Origin of the sequence: Clostridium uliginosum (assembly GCF_900112485.1) — a bacterium.
GTDB classification, from domain to species: Bacteria; Bacillota; Clostridia; order Clostridiales; family Clostridiaceae; genus Clostridium; species Clostridium uliginosum.
Window position 1 is genome coordinate 1 of record NZ_FOMG01000039.1, and the last position, 25,610, is coordinate 25,610.

Sequence of the window (25,610 nt, forward strand, 5' to 3'; positions counted from 1 at the left end):
CAAGGAATCAAAACGAGAAAATATCCTTGGAATTTATGATTCCTAAGAATATTTTTTAAATAAATATTTGTAAAAATTAGTTATTCAACAACCTACTCATTATTTAAATTATATAAATTCTATCTTCCAATTGTAATATCCTGTTTTTTCATTTTTTTCATATCTAAAATATGCTGAAAAGGTATTTCCCTTTTTACTTTTAAGATTCCTAAATCCTACTTTTCCATTTTTAAGTAACAGTACTACCATTTCCTTAGAAACCTTTTTTCCAAAAGATAATATATACTTATCATCTTTCCAAATAGTATACTTACACCCATTCTTCCAGTTTGTACATCCAAAGCTTTTTTCACTCTCTACTATTGAATTGCCACAAACAGGACATTTTCCAATTTCCTCTACACCTTCTGGTAATTCTACTTTAAATTTAGATAAAGCTGAAGTATCTTTTTTTATTTTATCAACAGCGTTAGTTGTAAAATCATATATGAGCTTCATAAAATCTGATTTTTTAAATTTTCCTTTTTCTATGTCAGATAATGTGCTTTCAAGCCTTCCTGTATACTCTAAATCTAAAAGTTCTTGAACCGGGAATATTTCAACTATATTTCTTCCAAGCTCACTACAAGTTAAGCTCTTTCCCTTAGATATTATATATCCAATATCTTTAAGTTTCTTAATAGTTTCTGCACGAGTAGCTGGAGTACCTATACTAAATCCATTTAATATAGACTGCATCATTTCGTCAGAATCTTCTTCATTGCCTTCTACACCCTTACCACATGTCTCCATAACTCTAAGAAGTGTCTTTTCTGTATGATACTTCGGTGGCTTTTTAGTTACTTTATTTATCTTATTTGATGTAATATCAACCTTTTCATCAATTGAAACCATTGGGAGTATTGTATCCTTAGTATCTATCTTTTCAACAACTCTCCATCCTTCTACAAGTTGAACTTTTCCTTTTGCAATAAATTCTCCCTTAACTTGAGGATTATCACTTCTTAACCTTATTTTAGTTTCCTCAAATTCTGCAATAGGCATAAATTGCATTATGAATCTATTTTTAATAGCAGTATAAACTATCTCTTCATCTTTACTAAGCCCACTTGGTTTTATATATGTTGGTGTTATAGCACTATGGCTTTCAACTTTCGAATTATCAAATACTCTCTTAGTTTTTAAAAATTTAATGTCACTTTCATAAGGTAATCCTACTTTAAGAGTATTTAAAACCTTTCTTGCTCTATCCTCTAAGCTCTCCTCTAGCACCACACTAGCTGTTCTAGGATATGTTGTATATTTCTTTTCATAAAGGCTTTGAGCGACCTTTAACACCTTATCAGATGTCCATCCTTTATATTTACTTGTTACATACCCTTGCAAATTTGATAAATTAAAAAGGTATGGAGGATAATCTTTCTTTTTTTCAGTTTGCTTATCAATTATAGTTGCACTACTTCCATCTAATAATGGTATTAGCTTATCTAATATAGCCTTATCTTCAAACTTTTCAGATTCATTTTCATAGTATAACCCATCAAATTCATCATTATTTAAGTTTTTAAAGCTTGATGTTAACTTATAATATGTAGTTGCTTCAAAATTTTCTATTTCCTTATCCCTATCATATATAATTTTTAAAGTAGGCAAAAGTACCCTTCCAATATTAATTGTTTTATTTTCTTCAAACTTATATTTTAAAGTACTAACAGACGTCAAATTTATTCCAATAATCCAATCAGTCCATTGCCTTCCTATTCCAGCATCCTGTAAAAATTGCATTTCTTTATTATCTTTTAAATTATTCATACCTTTTTTTACTTCATCTGGAGTCCATTCATTTAATAACAATCTATATGTAGGTTTACTTACATTTAAATAATTAAATAATTCATCCGCTATTACTTGACCTTCTCTATCAAAGTCAGTTGCAGAAATTACACCATCTATATCTTCTTGTTCTATTAAAGACTTTATTATATTCAATTGTTTTGCTGCACCCTTATCTGGTGCAGTTCTATCAATATTGTCGCATTTCACCTTATACTGAAAATTATCAGGTATAAATGGAAATTTTTCCATTCTCCAACCTTTCATATTTTCATCATAGTCTTTTGCATCATATAGTTGTAGAAGGTGACCAAAAGCCCAAGTAATATAGTAATCTTCACCTTTAAAGTATCCGTCTTTTCTTGTTTTTATTTTTAATGCCTCTGCAATATTCTTTGCAACAGAAGGTTTTTCTGCAATAATAACCTTTCCCATGCTAGACCCCCTAAAATCACTTGATATTATTTTCTACCAACATATATATTAACATTAAAATAAAAATAAGGCTAGTTATAAGCAACTAACCTTATTTTTAGTCATTATTAAAAATATTAAACTAATAATTCCTATTCAAAAAAATAATAAATCAGTATGCTAGTATATTTGACTTGTTATTTTCTTTCATATGTCTAATTCACATCTCATTTAACATCCAAATAAAAAAGTTTAATGCTCCTGCATAAACTAACCAAATTAAGTATGGAATAAATAATAATCCTGCATATTTATCTTTCTTATAAAATCTAATAAATGTTAATGTAGCAAAAAGTAACAGTATTAATAATTCTATAAAAGCTATTCCATATAATCTCAATCCAAAAAATATAAATACCCACAAAAAATTTAATAACAGTTGTATTGTATAAGTAAATATAGCCGAGCTACTATCAATGCCCTTATATTTAAGTATATATACTCTATAGCAAGCTATCCCCATGAGTATATAAAGTATTGTCCAAACAATAGGAAAGACTATTGCTGGTGGCGCAAAAATAGGCTTATTTAAAGTCATATAAAGATCTTTTGTAGGAAGAATGTAAGTTATAATACTTGCTATTAATAAAGGAGCTCCTATACTTATTATAAGAGGTATGAAGTAAATTTTCTTTTTGCTATTTATTTTACTTTTCATATTAACACCCCATATTTATAAATTAATTGTTAAGTCATTTTTTGAATATCTATTATGTAATCTTTAATCCCAAACAATATACTCCAAATGATATAACTATGTTAATATATATGCAATTTAATTTATAATATGATTAGCTAAAAAAAATAATATCACTACCAACTCTATTATTCAATATAAATATCCGAAAATTCTACATCAACTTTTTCTTCAATATTATTCATTTCTAAGTCATACTGTGCATTTATATTATTTTTTTGATTTGTAATTGAAAGATTAATTATAAATGTATTACCATTTTCATCTGAAGTTAATGAAATATTTCCTCCTTGTAGCTCTACTAAAGCTTTAGTTAAAAATAATCCTAAACCACTTCCTTCTCTCAATCTATTAAGTGACTTATTTAATTTAGTAAATTTATCGAATACATATGGAATGGTTTTTTCTTCAATTCTGTGTCCATTATTTTTCACTGTTATTACTACAACATTCTTCTCTTTAATTATTATATTTACTTTTATTTCTCCACCTTTTTTACCATACTTAACCGAGTTAGAAAGTATATTTAAAATAATTCTTTCTATCATATCCTTATCACATTTAACGTAAATTTCTTCTTCCTGTGCATCAAAAATTAAATTAATTTCTGCTTTATTTATATATTTATTACATGCAATAGAAATATTCTCAACAACCTCAACGATATTATAAATTTTGAAATCTGGTTTAAGATATCCTTCTGAAACCTTATTTGTATCAATAAAATTATTAATAGTTCTTATTAATCTTAATGAATTTTGCTTAATTATCTTATTATTCTTTTTAATATTGTTAAAATTTTCTTTTTGTAAACTTATTTCATTAAGTTGCATTGCAGAAAAAATTAAGTTTATAGGCGTCCTAAGTTCATGAGAAACATTTGAAAAAAACTGATTCTTCAATTCTTCTTCCCTTAAATATGTTTCTAACTTATTTCGCATTCTTTCGCTTTTTTTAATTTCTGTTACATCATGAATATAAAGTAATTTAGTACTACTATCTATATAAACTACAAATAAATCAACTATCAAGTTGTTACATTTCATTTTTACATCTGTAATATGATTTACTTGTAATTTAACTTTCTCTAACTTGAAATTAAAATATTTTGCTATAAAATCTTCCATTTCTATTCCTAAAAGATCTTCTTTATTCACATCTCCAAGTAGTTTTAAAGCACTTTTATTAATATATTCTAAACAATTTAAAGAAAATAGAAAAACTCCATCATAAATTAAATCAATTAATTCATTATACTTACTTTGGCTCTTTTCTATCATAATATTAGTTTCATTTAAAATTCTATTTTTTTTGCTTATAGTTGTACTAAGTTCTATTTTTATCTTATTTGCTTCTTCTAATTTTTTCTTCATAGTTTTAAAAGACTGACTAAGTATCTCATTTACAATGCATCTATATAAAAAATAAAATGCACTTAATTTTAAAACTCCACTAATAATGATAAATTCTTTAAAGCCTTTTATTATAAATATAAGACTAATATAACTACAAAGTCTTAAAAAAATATATAAATATATTTTTATGTTATCAAATTCACTTAAAATACTTTTAGATTTCAACAAATTTGATATCATAAAAGCTGTTAATAATATAGCTAAAAGATTATTTAAAAGTATCCTTAAAGTAAAAAAATTTATTTTAGTACTTATCCACAAATAATTTTTAGGCATAATAAAAAATAATATACTAATGCTTATAAGTGTATAAATTAAAATCCCCTTTTTAACCTTAGTTCTTTTATTACTAAAGTAAAATCCCAATGATATTATTAAAACTTCAAAGCAATATAACATACTACTTAAAAACACTAAATAATAAACCCCTACTTCATTCCAATTATAATTAAGTATTAATAGACTTACGCTAGTTACTATAGAAATAAAAATACTTTCCAGGCCCAAATATTCTAAGAAATAATTTTTATAAGCATTTATTTTTACCATAGATATATAAATAACTCCACTTGTTATCGATATATATATTGCAGTATCTAATGTGATGTACAACTTATATTCTTTAGTGAAAGCACAATATAACGTAACCCCAATAAATAAAACTACCCATTCAATAGCAATATTTCCAACCTTCCTACTATCATTAATAATATTAATGATTGTATTTTGTTTACTCATATTCATTTAAACTCTCCCTTTTAAACTGTATTATTATATTGGTCCCTACCCCCAATTCAGTTTGTACATCTATATTTCCATGTTGCAATTCAACTAGTTTCTTAACTACAAAAAGTCCTATTCCAGTTTCCTTTTTAGAATAAGCTGCTTTTTCATCTGTAGAATATTTAGTAAACGCTTCTTTAATAAACTCTTTATTTATTCCAAATCCATTATCTTTTACAGATATATTAACACAGTTATTTTCATACTCTATATTTACATCTATTCTTCCTTTATGAGATGTAAATTTTATAGAATTTGAAATTAAATTTAAAATTATTCTTTGCATAAATTCATAATCAAGGTTGAAATAACATTCTTCTGTATTAGTATTGAAAATCAGCTCAGTATAATTACTTTTAGAATAGTCTACTAATGATGTTACAACGTCTTCAACTACCTCTACCACATTAAGTTTTTCTAATCTAGGAATTAAATAACCTGAGTTTATTTTTGAGCTATCAATTAAGTTATTTGTTAATCTTATTAAAGAAATACAGTTCTTTTTAGATATATTACTATATTTTTTCAAAGCTTGTACGTCTGTTTTTTCCATGTATATACTCTCTAACTGTGTTGCAGAGTATATAACATTTATTGGTGTCTTTAAATCATGACTAATGCCAGATAAAAATTCAGTTCTTATACTTTCTTCAATAATTTTGTTTTGAACTTGTTTTTTTATTTCTTCTGTTAAAACTTTAGATGTATTATCTTCAATTAATATTATCTCCTGCATTCTATCTTTATACGCAGATAAAAATTGAACATTTATAAATTTATCTTGATCCCTAGTATTTAAAATTGCATTATAGTTGTTATTTATTTTATCTTCATCAATAAAAGTTATATATTCATACAACTTTTTATTGATCACCTCTCTTCTTGTTGATATATTTACTAAATCTAAAAAAGGCTTATTAACAAATAAAATTCTATCATTCTGCAAATTAAGTAATATCATAGGGTGTGGCATAAACCTAAAGAACGTTGTATATAAATATTGTTTATTCCTTAAATTATTAATAGATGTCTCTAGCTGTTTATTTTTTACTAATAGCTCTCTAGAAAGGTAATTTACATTTTTAATTTTTTTAATTAATGATTCGTATAAATTTTTATATGGATTTTTTATTAAATTAGTTGCAAAAAATTTCCAAATTATATTAAATTGAACGAAAATTAATAATTCCATTAAACTTATTAAATTGTATTTATATTGATAAAAATTATAAATAATACTTAATATAAATATTAAAATTACTAAACATAAATATATATTTATAATATTTAAATTATCTTTTTTTATGTTTATAATGTTTCTTTTTCGTATTTTGTTTGCAAAAAAGTTAATTAATGACAAACCTTCAATGAAAAAGATAATAACTAAGGTTTGATTTAAAATTAATTGTTTGTAATAACAAAATAAGGAAACACAAAATATAATTGCTAAAATAGTATACAGTGTGTTATCTTTTTTTTCTTTTTTAACTTTATATCCTATAATTATATAAACTATAAATTCTCCCATTAATATGAAAGTATTAGTACTTATATCTACATAGGTATTATATATATTTAGTACAGGAATCATTTTTGTATTTGTAATAAATACCATTATGTAAATAACTGTATTTAAATATGAAAATATATATATAACTTTGATAATACATTCATTGTATATTCTACTTATTGGCTTTAATAGAATCGAAAAAGTTATGCTAGCAACTATATAATAAATTCTAATAGTTAAAATTAACATAAAAAAGTTTTTTATAAAAATTAAATTTAATATAACATAAAACAATATACTAATAAGACAAGTTTTTATAACACTTGTTTTATTTATAAATGTAATATTTTCTATTTCTTCGTAATTCCTCATTTTTCTTCACCTTCTATTTATTTTACTTTATTTTACTTTAAATGTATAGAAGATATTTTACACTTTTTGAAATTTTAGGGTTATATATGTATATACATGTAAAAAAACAATTGCGTATCTAGGTAAATAGATACGCAATTGTTTTTATAAATGTTAATGTCGAAGTATTCCACTTTCTCCTAATTTATTCATAAGTTTTGTAGTTGTTTTACTCATTAAATTCTTTAATAATAGTCCGCACATTAATGAAGCAACCATATATATACATAATATAGATATATCCTTAAATAATATAGGGTATACTATTCCAGCCATAATTTGCCTCATACCATTTATAGCATATGTGAATGGTAAATATGGATATAACTTTTGGAATAATACTGGAGTAACTTCGATAGGAAAGTTTCCACTTGTTCCTGCCATTTGTAGTACTAATATAATTACTATAATAGCTTTTCCCACATCATCTAATATACTTCCAGCAGTATATATCATTGTCATAAATACAACACTAACAAATATTGAATAAAAAATATACATCATTGGATGAAGTGCATAACTTCCAAGTATAGCTAGGGCACCTATACTTGCTACTAATGCCTGAAATATTGCAAGTAACAAAAATACTAATAATTTTCCTAAATACATTTCGTACGCTTTAATCGGAAGTCCATCTTCAAATTCATGTGCTTCTAATGATAATAATGCTGATGCTAATAATCCACCAACCCATAAACATAATACAGTATAAAATGGCGTAGCAGTTGATCCGTAATTAGGCCATGGAAATAATCTATTATCTTCAATTTCAACGGGACTAGCCATAAATGTACTTTGTGACTCCCAATCATTAGTTATCATATCTAATAATTCATCAATTTTATCTTCTTCATCTAATCCCTTAAGTTTATATGCTAATTTATGTATTTTCTCCTCAATATCAGGGAAATTATCTTTTAGCTTAACTAATTGTTCATTAGATAAATTTGAAGTTTCTGTGAAATTATTTAATAATTTTTCAACATCTGGTAATATGTTTTTTCCTTGCTCTAGTAATATTAAACCACTATCTGATATTTCTCTAATTGAATTAAAACCTTCTTCAATAGTTGGTACGAGTTCTGAATCATAGCTATCTACCATAGTAGCAACTAATGCATGCACATCCTCTAATATCTTTCTTGTATCTTTAATAGCTTGAATATCCAATCTTCCATCACTATCTATTTTTTCTACTTCTTTGCCTGCTCTATCAATAACCACATCTAGTCTATCATCAATTGTGTCTAATTTATCTATGCTATCAGAAATTTTCTTACTAACATCTTTTAATTTAGATTTAGCACTTTGTAAATATTTCAGCTCTTTATTATTAGCTTCTTGATTCTTTACTGTTTCTTCCGAATTATCATCTTTAGTTTCTTTTAGTTTTATTTCAATATTAGCTATCTTATCAATATATGACTTTATGTCTTTTAATTGAGATTTAGCATTCTTAACTATTTTCTTTAATGATTCTGCTGAATCTGATATTCCAATAAAACTCTTTTTTGCAACTTCCGGTAATATATTTTCATCAATATTTCCTAAAATTACGCCTGAAGCATCTAATGTATCTTCTGACATAACTAATTTTTCTTTAATTAATGGTGATATATCAGAAAGACTTCCTTCTATTTTATCTAAAGAATTTTGACTATTATCTAAAAATTCCCCTGTTGCATCAATAGTATCTGATACTACTGGAATCATTTCATCAGTTTTTTGTAGTAATTTTGAAGCACTTACAGTTCCATCAATTGTATCATCTAATAAGTTTTTAAGATCAGGCATGTTTTCGTCTAATTTATATATTTCATCAATTATTTTTCTAAGTTTAGGTCTATTCTGCTCACTATCTAGTCCTACTTCATTGCATATTCTAAACATTGCTCCAGATACAGTCTTTACAATATTATCGTCAATTTGTCCTTTTAAAGCCTTAATTCCTGCATCTGTCATTTTAGGTGCTATTACATTTTTCTTTTCATTAACAGTATATATTAATTTAGGTTTTGTAACATCTTTCCCAGTTAATGTAGTAACATCTTCTGAAAATCCATCTGGAATTTCAATAGTTGCATAATATTTCTCTTCTAATAAACCTTTTTTCCCAGTTTCTTTATCAACAAAAGTCCATCCTAATTTATCATTATCCTGTAACTTTTCTACTAAGTCTTCTCCTAGATTTATATCTTTTTCTTTAAATACTGTCCCTTTATCTTCATTAATAATTGCCACTTTAATACCTGTTGTATTTCCATATGGATCCCATGATGCTTTAATGTTTATTAATGAATATAATGATGGTATGATTATAAGCACTACTATCATAATTAACGCTGCCCAATTAGTTGATATTGTAATCATATCTCTTTTAAAAATTCTAAATATATTCTTCATGTTTATTACCTCTATTATCTACTTTATAAATTTTCTTAACCATTCATTATTGTGCTTTCTTTTAGCTTTTTAACAAACTTTTCACTCTTTCTATTAACTATCTTTCTAAATAATAATCCAATAACAAGTGATATAACCATAAATATACATAATACAGTAATATCCTTAAATAATATAGAATACACTATTCCTACCATTATCTGCCTCATTCCGCTTATAGCATATGTAAATGGTAGCAATGAGAATAACTTTTGAAATATTGCCGGGTTGACTTCTATTGGAAAGTTCCCACTTGTTCCTGCAACTTGTATTACTAGTAGAACTACACCAAATATTATTCCTGCATTTCCAAAAACACTAACAGCAGTGTAAATCATAATTGTAAATACAATACTTACAAATATCGTATAGAATATAAACATCGCAGGATGAAGAGCATAACTACCTAAAATAAATAAAGCTCCCATACTTGCTATTATTGCTTGTCCTATTCCTATAAATAAAAATAATAACATTTTGCCAAAATATATTTCATAAGACTTTAGTTCTTGATTTTCTTCAAATGAATGTGCATCTGTTCCAAGTATGATTGATAACATATATCCTCCAATCCATAAACACAATACTGTATAAAATGGTGTACATGCTGACCCATAGTTAGGCCATGAGAATAATCTATTATCCTCAATCTGAACTGGACTAGATAAAAATGTACTTTGATCTTCCCAATTATTTGTTATCATATCAAATAATTCATCAAATTTATTTTCTTCATCATATTCTCTAAATTTATCAGCTAATTCATGTACATTATCCTTAAACTCTGGAAATTTATCTTTTAATTTAACTAACTCATCAGTAGATAAATTTGAAAATTCTGTAGATACACTTAATATCTCTTCAAGGTCTGGTAATGTACTTCTTCCTGTGTCTAAAACAGTTAATGTCTTGTCTGAAATAATTCTAATTGAATCAAAGCCATCTTTAATAGCTGGTACAATTTCTGAATCATAGCTGTCAATTACATCTGTAACTGATGTATGAATATCCTCTAATACGTTTCTCATGTCTTTAATAACTTGAGTATCTAATTTTTTCCCATTATCTAAATCTTTAATTTCTTCATCAGCTCTATTTTTCACCATATCAAGCTTTTCATTGATATTATCCAAGTTATCTATAGTTTTAGAGATCCGTTTGCTAACATTTTTTAAGTTATCCTTTATACTTGTTAATGACTTAAATTGTTTATTTATTTCTGATCCTTCTTGATTATTACTATCTAGTGTAAACTTTGAAAGATCTATCTTACTTACTTTATCTGAAAATTTCTTTACACTCTTAAGTTGAGATATAACATCATCAATTAATGTACTTGCAGATTTAGCAGTATCCGAAACCCTTATCAATGTTTTCTTTGCCACCTCAGGTATTATATTTTCATCAAGATTTGTAAGCTGAATACTTGTAGTATCAATTACATTTTCCGACTTAATTAAATCTTCTTTTATTGTTGGTGATATATCCGATAAATACCCTTGACTTTCATCAAAAATCGTTTGAGTATTTTTTAAAAATTCATCGGTTATATCAATTGTATTTGATACATTTGGAAGTATCTCATTTGCTTTTACAATTAAATCTGAAAGACTTGTCGTTCCATCAATAGTGTTATTTAATAATTTTTCAAGTTGTGGCATATTTTCATCTAATTCATATACCTCATCTATTGTTTTTCTATATTCATTTCTATTTTTATCTAACTCAATTCCAATTTCATTACACGCTCTAAAAAGTACTCCTGAAATTGTCTTTACAATATTATCATCAATTTGTCCTTTTACATTTTTCACTCCCGCATCTGTTATCTTTGGAGCTATTGCATTTTTCTTTTCATTTACAGTATATATTAGTTTAGGTTTTACAACTTTCTTATCTACTATTGTAGTAGCATTTTCAGAAAAATCTTCTGGTATTTCAACAGTTGCATAATATTTTTCATATAGTAGTCCATCTTTTGCTGTCTCTTTATCAACAAATGTCCATCCCATCTTATCATTATCTTTTAACTTATCAACTAAATCATTTCCTAAATTTATATCTTGATCTTTAAAGGTTGCCCCTTTATCTTCATTAATAATTGCTATTTGAATACCACTAGTATTTGAATATGGATCCCATGATGCTTTTATATTAATTAATGAATATAATGATGGAATAACCATAAGGGCGATTACTACAACTGTTGCTACCCAATTTGTTGCTATATTAACTACATCTCTTTTAAAAATCTTTATTATATTCTTCATACTCACCTTATTGTCAGAACTTTACAAAAGACTAATTTACATTTTATTAACTTAACATTTTCAAAAGTCATACACTTATATTTTGTATTAAGTTAACTTGTCCTATTGTAAATACTAACTAAAAATCCTCCTATCATTATAATATAATTTATAATATAATTTTTTATCTTTAAGTTAAATTAATTTCTAATTCTAATTTTTAAACTAAAAACCTCTTTTTATATTATAGAGCAAAACCTTGTGGTTTAAAATACTTTTAAATATCTTTATGATTATATCATATTAAAAATGACTATGAGTCAATTTTAATAAAAAAATAATATTTTTCTTAATATTTTTTTATTTTATAACCAAAAATAATCTTCTAATTCACAATTTTTTATTTTAAGTTTTGGTTCTTTTTTGAAACTGTGTTGATATTGTTACATATTGTTCAGCATGCTAAAACTAGACTCACATTCGTTCGCTTAGTAAGTTTGAGATACCAAATGTAAAATGCCCACAGGAAAAGTTCATGTTTCCAAATATAAAATGCTCACAAAGAAAGTTTGAGGAACCAAATATAAAATTTGGACTCTCACTTTTGGACATTTACTTTTTGACTCTCACTTAAAAGTTCTAAAAATCGAATTCTAATGTAAGTATCTCCTTAACATAAAAAAAACTACTACACGCTTATCTAGTATTTCTACAATAAACGTGCAATAGCTTTATGTTATTAAGTGCCTAAAACAGGCTTAAATGGTGCAGGTAACGGGACTTGAACCCGTACGTTATAAACACACGCCCCTTAAACGCGCCTGTCTGCCAATTCCAGCATACCTGCTTATACTTTAATCTAATTGTAAATCATTTTTGCCAATTTTTCAATATGATTTGTATTAATATATTTTTAATATTTAAAATATCTATGTGCTAGAAGCGCATTTAAATTATCAAATGAATAAACATTATTACCATCTTCTTGTCCATAGCCACCATATATCTTACTATTTTGATTTTTAACTTGAAATGCATTAACTTTTTCCATTGCTAATCTAGATAGTTCCTCATCGTCAGCATTAGTTGCCATTCTTACTATCATTGAATATATTGATGTAGACTCAATGTTTGATGTAGCTTTACCAACTTCAGAATATGAAGTAACAATAAAGCCTTCTTTCTTTAGCCTGTCTTTAATCCATTCTAAACTTCTACTAACATCTTGACCACACTCTTGTTTATTAAGTAATACAATCATTGATAAAAGAGTATCTATATTATCATTGTTATCATAAGTTCCTTCACTTCTATTAAATTCTTTTTTATATAATGGCATATCATTACTAATATATGCATTTTCTATAATTTCTGAAGATTTATTCAATACTTTTTCCCATGAAGAATTAAGATTTGATAGCATTTTTAAAGTCTTTATATCTAAATAACATAAAGTAGTAGTTTTGCTCATTTCTTTTCCATCATTAAAATCTATAAGAGTAGTTCCATCCACTAAATCTTTATATATACCTTTTGATATTCTAAGTGCTACTACCCTATAACTCTTATTACCCCATTTTTCATCCGCTAAAAGTAAAGCCTTAACTATTCTTAAATCATCAATAGTTGCTGAAGTTTTTAATTTAGTTCCACTTTCGATTCTCCAACTTATAAGATTATTAGAAAGCATCATGTAATTTTTGATATAATCCAAAGTTTTATCAAATGATACTCTATCATTCTTCTCTAATGCATATAAAAGCATAATACCTTCAGATTCTGATAATACTGTATGTCCTTTAGTTATATCCCCATCAGAATTTGTATCAATATAATTTGTATATATTCCGCCTTCTTTATCAATCAAATTATTGTTTATAAAGTCACTTAGTAAGTGTTCTTCTTGTGAAATTCCTGCTTCTAACCAGATTTTCTCACTATATATAGATCTAAAATATGGTGCTAAAACATAATATGCTACAGCAATTAGCAATAAGATCATTCCAGTAATTAATATATATTTTTTTTTCATATTTACCTCATCCTCTTAGGCACATGAAAGAAAATAATAGACAATCATACTGGTTATTATTTTTTGAATGTGCCTTATATAATTGTTATTGGATATGTCGCACTCCCACATACTTCAAGTAGGCGCCAACGTCTACTATACTTTTATTCATTATTTTTATATAAGTATTTATAAACATTATAATACGTAGTAACTTTATCTAAATATTTTTTCGTTTCTTTAAATGGTATATAGCTTAAATCTTTTCCATTTTCAGAAAATTTATCATCGTTAAGCCATTTATTAACATTACCAGGTCCTGCATTATATCCAGCAATTATTAATTCTAAGTTTCCATCAAACATTTTTCTTAGTTCACTTAAGTACCAACAGCCAATTCTTATATTATATTCTTCATCAAATAACATTTCTTTTGAAAAGATACCTAGTCCCATTTTTTCTGCTGCCCACTCTCCAGTTTCAACAGTTATTTGCATTAATCCTATTGCATCTTTATTAGAATGAGCATCTTCATCAAATTTACTTTCCGTCTTCATAACTGCTAATACAAAAAATGGATCAAGATCATATTCTTTGCTATATTTATCTACATATTCCGCATATTTATAAGGAAAAAAGACTTCTTTTATAAGATATTTAGATCCTATTCCTATAGCTAGTAGAATGAGTATTGCTACTAATATAAGAAAACTACTTTTCCGCGATTTCATTGTTTTTCTCCTTGCTTAAAATATATTGATTGAATAAATACTTAATTTTACACTATAACGCCTTCATAAAATCAATTAAATCATACACTTGTTTTTGTGTTTCAATTAAATCACCATTATTATCAATAATTATATTTGCAAAATTCTTTTTCTCACTTACAGTCATCTGTGCATTTATACGACTTATTGTTTCTGCTTGGCTTAATTTGTCTCTTTGTTTAACTCTCTGAATTTGCGTATTATTTTCTGCACATACAAGTATTACATAGTCTACATCTTCATGCATTTTATTTTCAATTAAAGTTGGAGCATCTACTATTACTAGTTTTTCTCCTTTTTTTTCATAAAACTCTATTTTATTATTTATTGCATCTTTAATATAAGGCATTATTATAGCTTCATATTTTATTCTTTGTTTTATAAATTTAAAAATATGATTTCCAAATTCTCTTCTTCTAAATTCCCCTCTCCAATCAAAAAAACCTGCTCCAAACTCTGTTCGAACACTTTCTAATATTTGTGGATTTTTTTCTAATACTTCTTTTGCAATTTCATCCGCATCTATTACATTTAAATTTTCACTTTTAAAAATATTAGATATAGTACTTTTTCCCGTTCCTATACCCCCTGTTAACCCAATTTTAATCATGTAATAATTTCATCTCCCACTTTTAGTGCCTTATTTTGCATCGTACCATGTAGCACCATATTTCATATCTACATCAAGTGCTACCTTTAATTTAATAGCATTTTCCATTTCCTCTGTAACTAAATTTTTTACCTCATCAAATTCATTTTCCTTAACATTTAATATAAGTTCATCATGTACTTGAAGAATTAATTCACTCTTTAGTTTATTTTCTTTTAACTTGCTATATACATTAACCATAGCAAGTTTTATAATATCTGCTGCACTTCCTTGTATTGGTGCATTCATAGCTAATCTTTCTCCTAAAGCTTTTACTATTTTATTTGAAGACTTAATCTCTGGTATAAATCTTCTTCTATTTAAAATAGTTAATACATATCCCTTCTCTTTAGCATACTCGCTTACATAATTTAAATATTCCTTTATTTTAGGATATCTTTCAAAATAAATAGCCATATATTCTCCAGCTTCTTTTTTAGTTATCTTTAAATCTTGTGCTAAACTAAAATCACTTATACCATATACTATTCCAAAATTGACAGCTTTAGCATTACTTCTCATCGTAGATGTAACCTCATCTATTGGTACTTTAAAAACTTCTGATGCTGTCTTAGTATGAATATCACTATGATTCATAAATCCATCTATCATATTTTTATCATCTGCAACATGAGCTAATACCCTTAATTCTATCTGAGAGTAATCACAAGAAATTAGTATATCATTTTTTTCTTTAGGTATAAATACCTTTCTTATTTCCTTACCCATCTCATACTTTATTGGAATATTTTGAAGATTAGGCTCTGTACTTGATAATCTTCCTGTAGTAGTAACAGTTTGATTGAAATTAGAATGTATATATCCATCTTCATCTATTACATTTTTTAATCCTTCTACATATGTAGAATTAATTTTAGTAATTTGTCTGAAATACATAACCTTAGATATTATTGGATGCTTATCCAGTAATTTTTCTAATACTTCTTGATTAGTTGAATATCCTGTTTTAGTCTTTTTGATTACAGGCAAATCAAGCTTTTCAAACAAAATTTTCCCTAATTGTTTAGGTGAGCTAATATTAAATTCTTCTTCTGATAAATCATATATTTCTTTTTGAGTCTTCTCAATTTGTTCTTTAAATTTAACCCTTAATTCCTCTAATTTATCCTGATTTATGTTAAATCCAATACTTTCCATAGATGAAAGTACATATATTAAAGGATGCTCAACTTTATAATATAATTCATCCATATCTTCCTTATTAAGTCGTGTCTTTAACTCATTATACAATTTTATCAAATAGCTGCAACATATTCCATTAAGCTTAATACCTTCACCTTTAATATCTTTTTCTAAATATTGATTAATCAAATTCAAAATATCATAATTGCTTTTTGAAGAATCAATCAAATAAGCAGCTATTGCAGTATCAAAATCAAATCCTTGAATTTCTATATCATACTTATTTAAAAATGTAATTAAGCTCTTAGCATCATGAATTACCTTATTAATACTTTTATCTTCCATAAAGATCTTTAAAGTTTTTAAAGCTTCTTCTCTATTACTCATATTTATTAATTTAAAATCTATAATATTTGCTTTATTTTCTTCTCCTAAAATTAAATATTCTAATTCTAACTTAGAATATAAAGATGCATCACTTAAAGTAAATAATATATAGCTTCTATCTTTTATATTAGATAAAACTTCTTTCATGCCATCTAATGTTTCAACATTATTTATTTCTATATTAGCAATTTCAGCTAATTCTTCTTCCTCACTATGTGCGTTATATCTTGCTAATATTGACTTTAATTGAAGGTTTTTAGCAAGTTTATTAAGTTCTTTAAGCTTTGGTTCATTATCACTTTCTATATCTTTTAATGACAATTCAATCGGAACTTCTCTCATAATAGTAGCTAATTTTTTAGAAAACACCGCTTGCTCCATATTGTTTTCTAAATTTTCCTTTAGCTTCTTACCACTTATTTCAGGAATATGTTTCAATACCTCTTCAAGTGATCCATATTCTTTAATAAGCTTAAATGCAGTTTTCTCGCCAACTCCAGGTACACCAGGAATATTATCTGATTTATCTCCCATAAGCCCTTTTACATCAATAAATTGCACTGGTGTTATTTCAAATTCGTCTACAAATGCTTTTTCATCATAAATAGCCGTTTCTGTAACACCTTTTTTAGTTATGACAACCTTAGTTTTTTCTGAAGCTAATTGAAGTGCATCCTTATCTCCAGTAACTATGAACACTTCCATGTCACTTTCTTCTGCAAATTTAGATATAGTTCCTATTAAATCATCTGCTTCAAAACCATCTATTTCAAAAATACCTATGCCAATAAAACCAAGTAATTCCTTAATAATTGGAAATTGCTCAGCTAGTTCTGGTGGCATCTTCTTTCTTCCAGCTTTATAATCTTCATACTCTTTATGTCTAAATGTTGGTGCCTTCCTATCAAAGGTAGCAATTATAGTATCAGGATTTAATTCATCCTTCATCTTAAATAACATATTCATAAATCCATAAATAGCATTTGTATTTATTCCATCACTATTTGTGAGAGGAGGCAACGCATAAAAAGCCCTGTTCATTAGTGAATTTGAGTCTAAAATTAATAACCTTTTCATTTAAATCCTCCTATAAATCGAATAATTTTTTATAACTTTATTATATAATTAATTCCTAGATTTAGTTTAACTTAAGGTATATTTTTTTAAAAATAACAAGTAAGTCAGCTAATCTATTTTGCGTCATACTGTATTAATAAGTTTATCTAATAAAATTTATTTCATAAATAATATCTTACCTATAAAACTTAAAATAACTTATCCTTAAGTGTATCATGTGATAAATTAGTCATACACTACTATTATACTATTTTTATTAACTAAAATCATTATTCTTTAATAAAGGTAACCATATTTTCTAATATTAATTCATATCTAAATTTAAAGCAACTCACATTTTTATTAATTATTAAGACGATTATACAAATCTATATTTTAAAACCGTGTTGATATTGTTATATATTATAAAGTGGGCTAAGAAATTGAACTTAAGAACGTCTAAATGAGTATAGTCCTCTTTTAGCTTGCTCCAAAGGCAAGCTTTGGACAAGCAGGAAAGATGACAATACTCATTAAGAGTTCTAAAAGTCCAATTTCAATGTCCACTTTACAAAAATATAACAATATCAACACTCTGCTAAAACATAGCCTAAATAATAAACAAGTATTGTATATTTTGCTTAACAATAAACATATTACCAATAAGTGTATTATTATTTTTTAATATTGCTAGTATGCTTAGACAATTTGTGAGAATAATGGCATAATAAAGATAAAATAATATAAGAGGTGATTAAATGTATAAAGATTTACTTAGAAAATATGCTAAATTAGCTGTAACTAAAGGAGTGAATTTACAAGAAAATGGTCTTTTAGTCATTAACTCTCCTATCGAATGTTGTGAATTTGCAAGGATGATAAGCGAAGAAGCTTATAATATGGGTGCTTTAGATGTTTACATGAATTATTCTGATGAAAAATTTAATAAGATAAGATTTGTTAATGCATCTAAAGAAACACTTAGCCACATTCATTATTTTGAACGTGATAAATATGATTACTTTGCAGAAAATGGTGCTGCATTTTTAAGTATATCTGCTTCTGACCCAAATATCTTAAAAGATGTAGATTCTTCAAAAATTGCTTTATATCAAAAAAGCAAACGTACTGCACTTAAAAACTATTTTGAAAGATGTTCATCTAATAGAAATTCATGGTGTATAGTTTCAATTCCTACTCAAGGATGGGCAAAAAAAGTATTTAGTGAACTTTCTACTGAAGAAGCTGTAGAAAAACTATGGGATGTAATCTTTGATGTAATGAGACTTAACGAAAATGATCCAATTGTTGCTTGGAATAAACATACATCACTTCTTCACGCAAAGGTACATGAATTAAATAATCATAACTTTAAATACGTACACTTTAAAAATTCTCTAGGTACAGATTTAAAAATTGAACTTGTAAAAAATCATCTTTGGTGTGGTGGCGAAGATAAAGCTGAAGCAGGATTTAACTTCATTGCCAATATGCCAACAGAAGAAGTTTATTCAATGCCAAAATATGATGGAGTTAATGGAAAAGTTTTTAGCTCTAAGCCTTTAAGTTACTGTGGTAATATTATTAACAACTTTTCAGTAACATTTAAAAATGGAAAAGTAGTAGATTATGATGCTGAAGTTGGTTTAGAAGTATTGAAAGAACTTCTTGAAACTGATGAAGGTTCAAAACACTTAGGTGAAGTTGCTTTAGTTCCTTATGATTCTCCAATCTCAAACTCAAATATAATATTTTACAATACATTATATGATGAAAATGCTTCTTGCCATTTAGCACTTGGAGAAGCTTACACTTGTTGTATTGAAAATGGTGAAAACATGTCAAAGGGAGAATTATCTAAAGCTGGCTACAATCATTCATTAGTTCATGTTGACTTTATGATTGGCACAAAAGATATGAATATTGTAGGAGTAAAAGAAGATGGAAGCGAAGTGCAAATCTTCAAAGATGGTAATTGGGCCTAAACTTAGAATTTAATTATCTTAAAAAGAAATAGAGTGAATTGATATTTAACAAATCATTTCTTCTATTTCTATACTAGGCATATAAATGAAAATAATACTAACTATTCTAATACAAAAAACATTCTTTTTATACTCTAATAAGGCACAATCAAAAAAATAACAAGTCCATCTGGCAGCATATTTTCCATCATAGGAAGTTCGACTCGCATACGCTCACTGAGTAAGCGATTTACACCAAATCATAGATTTGGGTTCACTGCTCACGTCGGCAAAATGCCATAATAGACCCTCTATGATGGCACTTTACCTCCTTGCCTGATGAAAAATATTCATGACAGTTTTGGACTTGTTATTTATTTTCATGTGCCTTATAAACATATATTTATTGAAGATATCTAAATATTGTCCTTATCAATCTCACTTAAATTTCTATTGGATTTTAATAAATCTCTAATTTCGGTAAGTAATTCAACTTCTAGCGATACATCTAATTTTTCTGTTTCCTTAGGCTTGTTCTCTTCTTCCTTATTTCTAAATCTATTCATTTGCTTTATAAATGTAAATATAACAAGTGAAATTAGTAAAAAATTAATTGTATTTTGTATAAATGATCCATAATATATTGCAGCTTCAACATTACCATCTCCTGCTGAAGTTAATACAATTTTTAAATTACTAAAGTTTATTTTCCCAATTATAATGCCCAAAATCGGCATAAATATATCTTTAACAAGTGAATTTACTATTGTTGTAAAAGCACCTCCAATAATTACACCGACTGCCATATCAATGACATTACCCCTTGATATAAATTCTTTAAATTCTGTTAAAATACTCTTTTGTTTTTTAATATTAATCTCCTCTTTCTCTTATGTACTTATTATGTTTAAGAAATATTTTTAAAAAATAACAAGTAAGTCAGCTACTTAAGATTAAATCTAACATAACTGGACACGCCTTTCAATGTTAACTTTTAGTTAGCTAAGCATATATTTCATTAAGAGATTGTAAAATAAACATATTTCTAAGTCTCAGATGGAATTTTGACACCATCTGAAACTTAGAAGCCGTTATCCACAACTTGTAGAAGTAGTAGTTTTACGGATGCTAGCTATAAGATAAATAACTAATACCACTAATATTATTGTTAATAAAATTGGCATTTGATCGCTCAAATTCTATATCATATATAAAAAAAACGGTAGGTAATTTTATTTTTATATAAAACTACCTACCCTACTTAATCAAAAACTAATTATTATAAAGTTCTTCAACCTTTTCCCAGTCAATTAAATTCCATATATTTTTAACATAATCAGCTCTTAAATTCTTATACTTTAAGTAATAAGCATGCTCCCAAACATCTATAGTTAATATAGGAGTTAAATTACTACTAATAGGCGTATTTTGGTTTAATGTATTTATTACTTCTAATTTCCCATGTTTACCTTTGACTAACCATCCATAACCCGATCCAAATTGACTTATAGCCACATTGCTTATTTTATCTTTTAAACTTTCTAAATCCCCAAAGGTTTTATTTATCTCTTCTAATAACTTTCCTTCTGGAGCTTTCTTTGGGTTTGGAGAAAGAATTGAAAAATACAAATTGTGATTTAAAACTCCTCCACCTTGATTTATAACACCTTGTCTAATATCTTTAGGTATCTTATCTGTATCTGAAAGTATTTCTTCTAATGTTTTTCCTTTTGTAAACTTATCATATCCTTCTAAAAGTTTATTTAAGTTGTTTACATAAGTTTGAAGATGCTTGGTATAGTGTACTTCTACAGTTTCTGCATCAATATATGGTTCTAATGCATCATATGAATACGGTAATTTAATTTTATCATACATAATTATATATCTCCCTTCTAATACTTAATGAAAATTTTTATTACTAATAATAATTTTTATTACTTAATAATAATTTCTATATTATGATTATATATCAAATTAGTTTTAAAGTCATTATTTTTTTAATTTTTTCTTTTAAGTATAGTAATTATTATTATCCAATTTTAATTTTTTTATTACTTACAACATACTTTCAAGAATTTTTTCTTTCCTATGATTATAATCATCTCTGAAGTTGTAGTAATATTCATCAAATTAGTTACTTTCTTTGAATTAATTCTAACACCTCCTTGCACAGCCAATCTTCTAAGTTCACTTTTACTTTTAACTAATTTATTATTTACTAAAACTTCTTCTAAATTGAATCCTTCTTTAGAAACCTCTATAGTTTGTATATCTTTAGGAATTAATCCTTTTTGAAATACTTCTTTAAATCTTTCTTCAGAAATATCAGATGCCTCTTCTCCATGGTATAACTTAACTATTTCCTTAGCTAAATTCATTTTTACGTCTCTAGGATTAACTTTATTTTGATTTAAGTTTTCTTCTATTTCTCTAATATGATCTGGATGAATATCTGTTACTAATTCAAAATATTTAATTATTAATTCATCTGGTAATGTCATAGCTTTTTCATACATTACTTCTGCTTTTTCATCAACACCAATGTAGTTTCCTAAACTCTTACTCATTTTATTTACACCATCAAGTCCTTCTAGTAATGGCATAAATATAGTTGCTTGAGGTTCTTGATTAAACTCTTTTTGAAGCATCCTTCCCATTAAAACATTAAATCTTTGATCTGTTCCACCTAACTCAATATCTGCTTTTATTTCTACCGAATCATATCCTTGCATTAAAGGGTAGAAAAATTCATGTACTCCGATTGGAGTTTGAGTATCGTATCTCTTTTTAAAATCTTCTCTTTCAAGCATTCTTGCTACAGTCATTGTAGAAGCTAGTTTTATAATTTCTTCGAGTTTTAGATTACTAAGCCATTCACTATTAAATTTAACTTCTGTTTTTTCTTTATCTAACACTTTAAAAATTTGTTCTTCATATGTTTTAGCATTCTCTAATACTTGTTCTGTTGTAAGAGCTTTTCTTGCTTTTGATTTTCCAGTTGGATCACCTATTTTTCCAGTAAAATCTCCAATTATAATTACTGCTTTATGACCTAAATCTTGTAGCTGTTTTATTTTTCTTAAAACTACCGTATGTCCTAAATGTATATCTGGTGCGCTAGGATCTAAACCAAGTTTAACTGTTAATGATTTTCCTTGATTTTGTGCTTTTTTTAATTTATCTTTAAGTCCATCGAGACCTATTATTTCATCTACACCCTTCATTATTATCTTTAATTGTTCATCTATATTCTTCATAATTAACATTTAGAATAGTTCTTAAATAAATTGCTATTCTAAATTTTCACATCCTTTCTTTTGCATAATATTTTTTGTTCTTATAAATTTATTCTTTTCAATTTAAAATAGTTATTAAGTTTATGGCGCCATATACTTTATATATAAATTTTAAATATAAAAAAATCGCAAAGGCGACTGTGGAGACGTCGATTTTTTTTACGCATCTGCCTTTTCGAACGTATGTGAGAAAAATCTGGCAGGCGAATATATTTTCTTTTTATTCTTTAGTTTTTATTTCTTAACCTTTAAACAAAAATATAATCTGCGTTATCCACAACTTCTTTAAGAATATAATTTCCTAAAGAATAAAAAAAACTCCCTATCCTTATATAAAAGGACGGGAGATTACTCACGTGTTACCACCTTGGTTCATTGTTACCTCACAATAACAAACTCTTCAAGTACGCCAATTAAACAAAACTGGTTATACTCTAGCACTATAACGTGTGCAAAAAACGACAACTGCCTACTTGATTATCTCTTTCAGAGTGCTGCTCAAAGACGTATTCAACTTAACTTGTTTATCCTCTTACACCAACCGAGGATTCTCTTTAAAACTCTATTAAATCTACTATTTCTTATCAAAGCTTTTAATATATATTTCACATTTATATTATTACCATTCTTGAAATTTGTCAATAGTTTTACTTAAAAATAGATTGTATTTTAAAAATCCATATTATATAATATTTTTTTCTTATTTGATAGATACTAAATAAATAATACGTTTCTTTGCATAGTGTATATAGAAAGGAGGATTATATTTATGAACGAACATTCAAAAAAAAGAAAAGAACTTATAGAAAAAGTAAGAAATTTAAGTCCTTTTGAATTAAAAGATGAATTAATAAGCCTTGCATTAGATTCAGAAAAAAAAGGTGTAAAAATCTTTCTAAATGCTGGTAGAGGTAATCCTAATTGGACAGCATCTACTCCAAGAGATGCATTTTTTACACTTGGTCACTTTGCAGTTTCTGAAACAAGAAGAATTTGGTGTGATGGTGATTTAGCAGGAATGCCAGAAAAGCTAGAAATTTATAATCGATTTAAAAATTTCGTTAGTAATCATAAGGATGCACCTGGAATTCATTTATTAGATGAAATAGTGCAATACGGTATTGATAAATATGATTTTGATAATGATTCATGGGTGTTTGAACTAGTAGATGGTATTATTGGTGACAATTATCCAGTACCTGATCGTATGCTAATTAGAGTTGAAAGAGCAGTTCACGATTATCTTATTAAAGAAATGGGTGGAGAAATAACAGATACATCTAGTCATGATTTATTCGCTGTAGAAGGTGGAACTGCAGCAATGTGTTATATTTTTGATTCACTTATGGCTAACCATTTATTAGAAAAGGAATCACATATTGCATTAATGGTACCTATTTTTACTCCATACCTAGAAATTCCACATTTATCTAGATATAATTTTAATGTTACAGAAGTTTTTGCTTCTCAATTAAATGAAGAAGGTCGTCATACTTGGCAATATCCAAAAGAAGAACTTGCTAAACTTGCAAATCCTGAGATCAAGCTTTTATGTCTAGTTAATCCAAGCAATCCTCCTTCTGTAGCAATAGATGATCAATCAATGAATTATATTAAGAACATTGTAAAAGAAAAAAATCCAAACTTAATGATCGTAACAGATGATGTCTATGGTACATTTGCTAATAACTTTAAATCTATAATGGTAACTATGCCATATAATACACTTGGAGTGTATTCTTTCTCCAAATATTTTGGAGTTACAGGTTGGAGACTTGGAGTTATAGCTTTAGCTCATGATAATGTATTTAATAAATTGATTCAGGAATTATCAGAAGAAGCTAAATCTGATTTAATTGCTAGATATAATGCATTAACTACAGATCCTCAAAACATTCCATTTATAGATAGAATTGTTGCTGATAGTAGGCAAGTTGCATTAAATCATACAGCTGGTCTTTCTACTCCTCAACAAGTTCAAATGGCTATTTTCTCTATTTTTGCATTATTAGATAGTAATAATACATATAAACAACAAACAAAAGATATATGTTATAGACGTAAGAAGTTAGTTTATGATAATTTAAGTGGATTACCAATGAAGAAAAAAGATGAACACAGTACGTCTTATTATAATGAATATGACTTATTGGTTTGGGCTAGATTAAAATATGGTGAAGACTTTGCAAAATATCTTCAAGAACAACGTGATCCAATTGAATTCTTGTTTGAATTAGCGCAAAAGTATAAAATTATATTATTAAACGGTGGTGGATTTGATGGTCCAAAGTGGTCTATCCGTGTATCTTTTGCAAATTTAAAAGATGAGCAATATATTAAAATAGGTAAAGCCATCAATGAACTATTTGAAGAATATGCTGAAGATTGGAAAGCTTTTAAGACACATTTTAAAAAATAATAAGAGGCTGTATCAAAATAAATTTGATACTAGCCGATAAAAAAAGTGGATTCATTAATTTGAATCCACTTTTTTGCGCATAATATTTATATGAAATA

At 26.5% G+C, this 25,610-nt stretch carries 15 protein-coding genes, 1 tRNA gene and 1 other annotated feature; of the genes, 2 read left to right on the forward strand and 14 right to left on the reverse strand.

Annotated elements, in window-relative coordinates; translation table 11 throughout:
• Positions 1 to 108: 108 nt before the first annotated feature.
• From BM027_RS16495 to polA, 11 genes are all read right to left on the reverse strand, one after another.
• Positions 109 to 2,268 carry a type IA DNA topoisomerase gene (locus BM027_RS16495; RefSeq protein WP_090094281.1) on the reverse strand — a complete coding sequence of 720 codons (2,160 nt, stop codon included), beginning with the start codon at positions 2,266 to 2,268 and terminating at the stop codon, positions 109 to 111.
• 199 nt (positions 2,269 to 2,467) lie between these two features.
• Positions 2,468 to 2,965, reverse strand: a complete 498-nt coding sequence (locus BM027_RS16500) for a TspO/MBR family protein (RefSeq protein WP_090094282.1) — start codon at positions 2,963 to 2,965, stop codon at positions 2,468 to 2,470.
• A 167-nt stretch (positions 2,966 to 3,132) separates the two neighbouring features.
• On the reverse strand, positions 3,133 to 5,163 hold the full coding sequence (locus BM027_RS16505) for a sensor histidine kinase (protein ID WP_090094283.1): 2,031 nt from the start codon (positions 5,161 to 5,163) through the stop codon (positions 3,133 to 3,135).
• Entirely contained in the window at positions 5,150 to 7,084 is a 1,935-nt protein-coding gene (locus BM027_RS16510) for a sensor histidine kinase (protein ID WP_090094284.1), read from the reverse strand. Before BM027_RS16510 ends, BM027_RS16505 begins: the two co-directional genes overlap by 14 nt.
• A gap of 153 nt (positions 7,085 to 7,237) precedes the next feature.
• Positions 7,238 to 9,526, reverse strand: a complete 2,289-nt coding sequence (locus BM027_RS16515; RefSeq protein ID WP_090094285.1) for a YhgE/Pip domain-containing protein — start codon at positions 9,524 to 9,526, stop codon at positions 7,238 to 7,240.
• Between the two features lie 35 nt (positions 9,527 to 9,561).
• Complete coding sequence (locus BM027_RS16520) at positions 9,562 to 11,835, reverse strand: YhgE/Pip domain-containing protein (RefSeq protein ID WP_090094286.1); 2,274 nt, start codon at positions 11,833 to 11,835, stop codon at positions 9,562 to 9,564.
• 742 nt (positions 11,836 to 12,577) lie between these two features.
• Positions 12,578 to 12,661 (reverse strand) — tRNA-Leu (locus BM027_RS16525).
• Positions 12,662 to 12,727: 66 nt separating this feature from the next.
• Complete coding sequence (locus BM027_RS16530; RefSeq protein WP_090094287.1) at positions 12,728 to 13,846, reverse strand: glycosyl hydrolase family 8; 1,119 nt, start codon at positions 13,844 to 13,846, stop codon at positions 12,728 to 12,730.
• Between the two features lie 143 nt (positions 13,847 to 13,989).
• Complete coding sequence (locus BM027_RS16535; RefSeq protein WP_090094288.1) at positions 13,990 to 14,556, reverse strand: lytic transglycosylase domain-containing protein; 567 nt, start codon at positions 14,554 to 14,556, stop codon at positions 13,990 to 13,992.
• 52 nt (positions 14,557 to 14,608) lie between these two features.
• Positions 14,609 to 15,205 carry a dephospho-CoA kinase gene (gene coaE / locus BM027_RS16540; protein WP_090094289.1) on the reverse strand — a complete coding sequence of 199 codons (597 nt, stop codon included), beginning with the start codon at positions 15,203 to 15,205 and terminating at the stop codon, positions 14,609 to 14,611.
• Positions 15,206 to 15,235: 30 nt separating this feature from the next.
• Positions 15,236 to 17,851, reverse strand: coding sequence for a DNA polymerase I (gene polA / locus BM027_RS16545; protein ID WP_090094290.1), 2,616 nt, complete (start codon positions 17,849 to 17,851; stop codon positions 15,236 to 15,238).
• Between the two features lie 737 nt (positions 17,852 to 18,588).
• Between polA and BM027_RS16550 the strand changes: the two genes are divergently transcribed.
• Complete coding sequence (locus BM027_RS16550; protein ID WP_090094291.1) at positions 18,589 to 19,815, forward strand: aminopeptidase; 1,227 nt, start codon at positions 18,589 to 18,591, stop codon at positions 19,813 to 19,815.
• 395 nt (positions 19,816 to 20,210) lie between these two features.
• On the opposite strand, the gene mscL is transcribed toward BM027_RS16550, so the two are convergent.
• The 3 genes from mscL to tyrS all read right to left on the reverse strand — a co-directional run bounded on the left by mscL (position 20,211) and on the right by tyrS (position 23,054).
• A complete protein-coding gene (mscL, locus tag BM027_RS16555) occupies positions 20,211 to 20,672 on the reverse strand; it encodes a large-conductance mechanosensitive channel protein MscL (protein ID WP_341465535.1) in 462 nt (153 codons plus the stop codon).
• Between the two features lie 394 nt (positions 20,673 to 21,066).
• On the reverse strand, positions 21,067 to 21,672 hold the full coding sequence (locus tag BM027_RS16560; protein WP_090094293.1) for a superoxide dismutase: 606 nt from the start codon (positions 21,670 to 21,672) through the stop codon (positions 21,067 to 21,069).
• A 176-nt stretch (positions 21,673 to 21,848) separates the two neighbouring features.
• Positions 21,849 to 23,054 carry a tyrosine--tRNA ligase gene (gene tyrS, locus BM027_RS16565; RefSeq protein ID WP_090094295.1) on the reverse strand — a complete coding sequence of 402 codons (1,206 nt, stop codon included), beginning with the start codon at positions 23,052 to 23,054 and terminating at the stop codon, positions 21,849 to 21,851.
• A gap of 372 nt (positions 23,055 to 23,426) precedes the next feature.
• Positions 23,427 to 23,690, reverse strand: a binding site (T-box leader).
• Between the two features lie 172 nt (positions 23,691 to 23,862).
• Here tyrS and aspD point away from each other — a divergent pair.
• A complete protein-coding gene (gene aspD, locus BM027_RS16570) occupies positions 23,863 to 25,512 on the forward strand; it encodes an aspartate 4-decarboxylase (RefSeq protein ID WP_090094294.1) in 1,650 nt (549 codons plus the stop codon).
• Positions 25,513 to 25,610 lie beyond the last annotated feature (98 nt).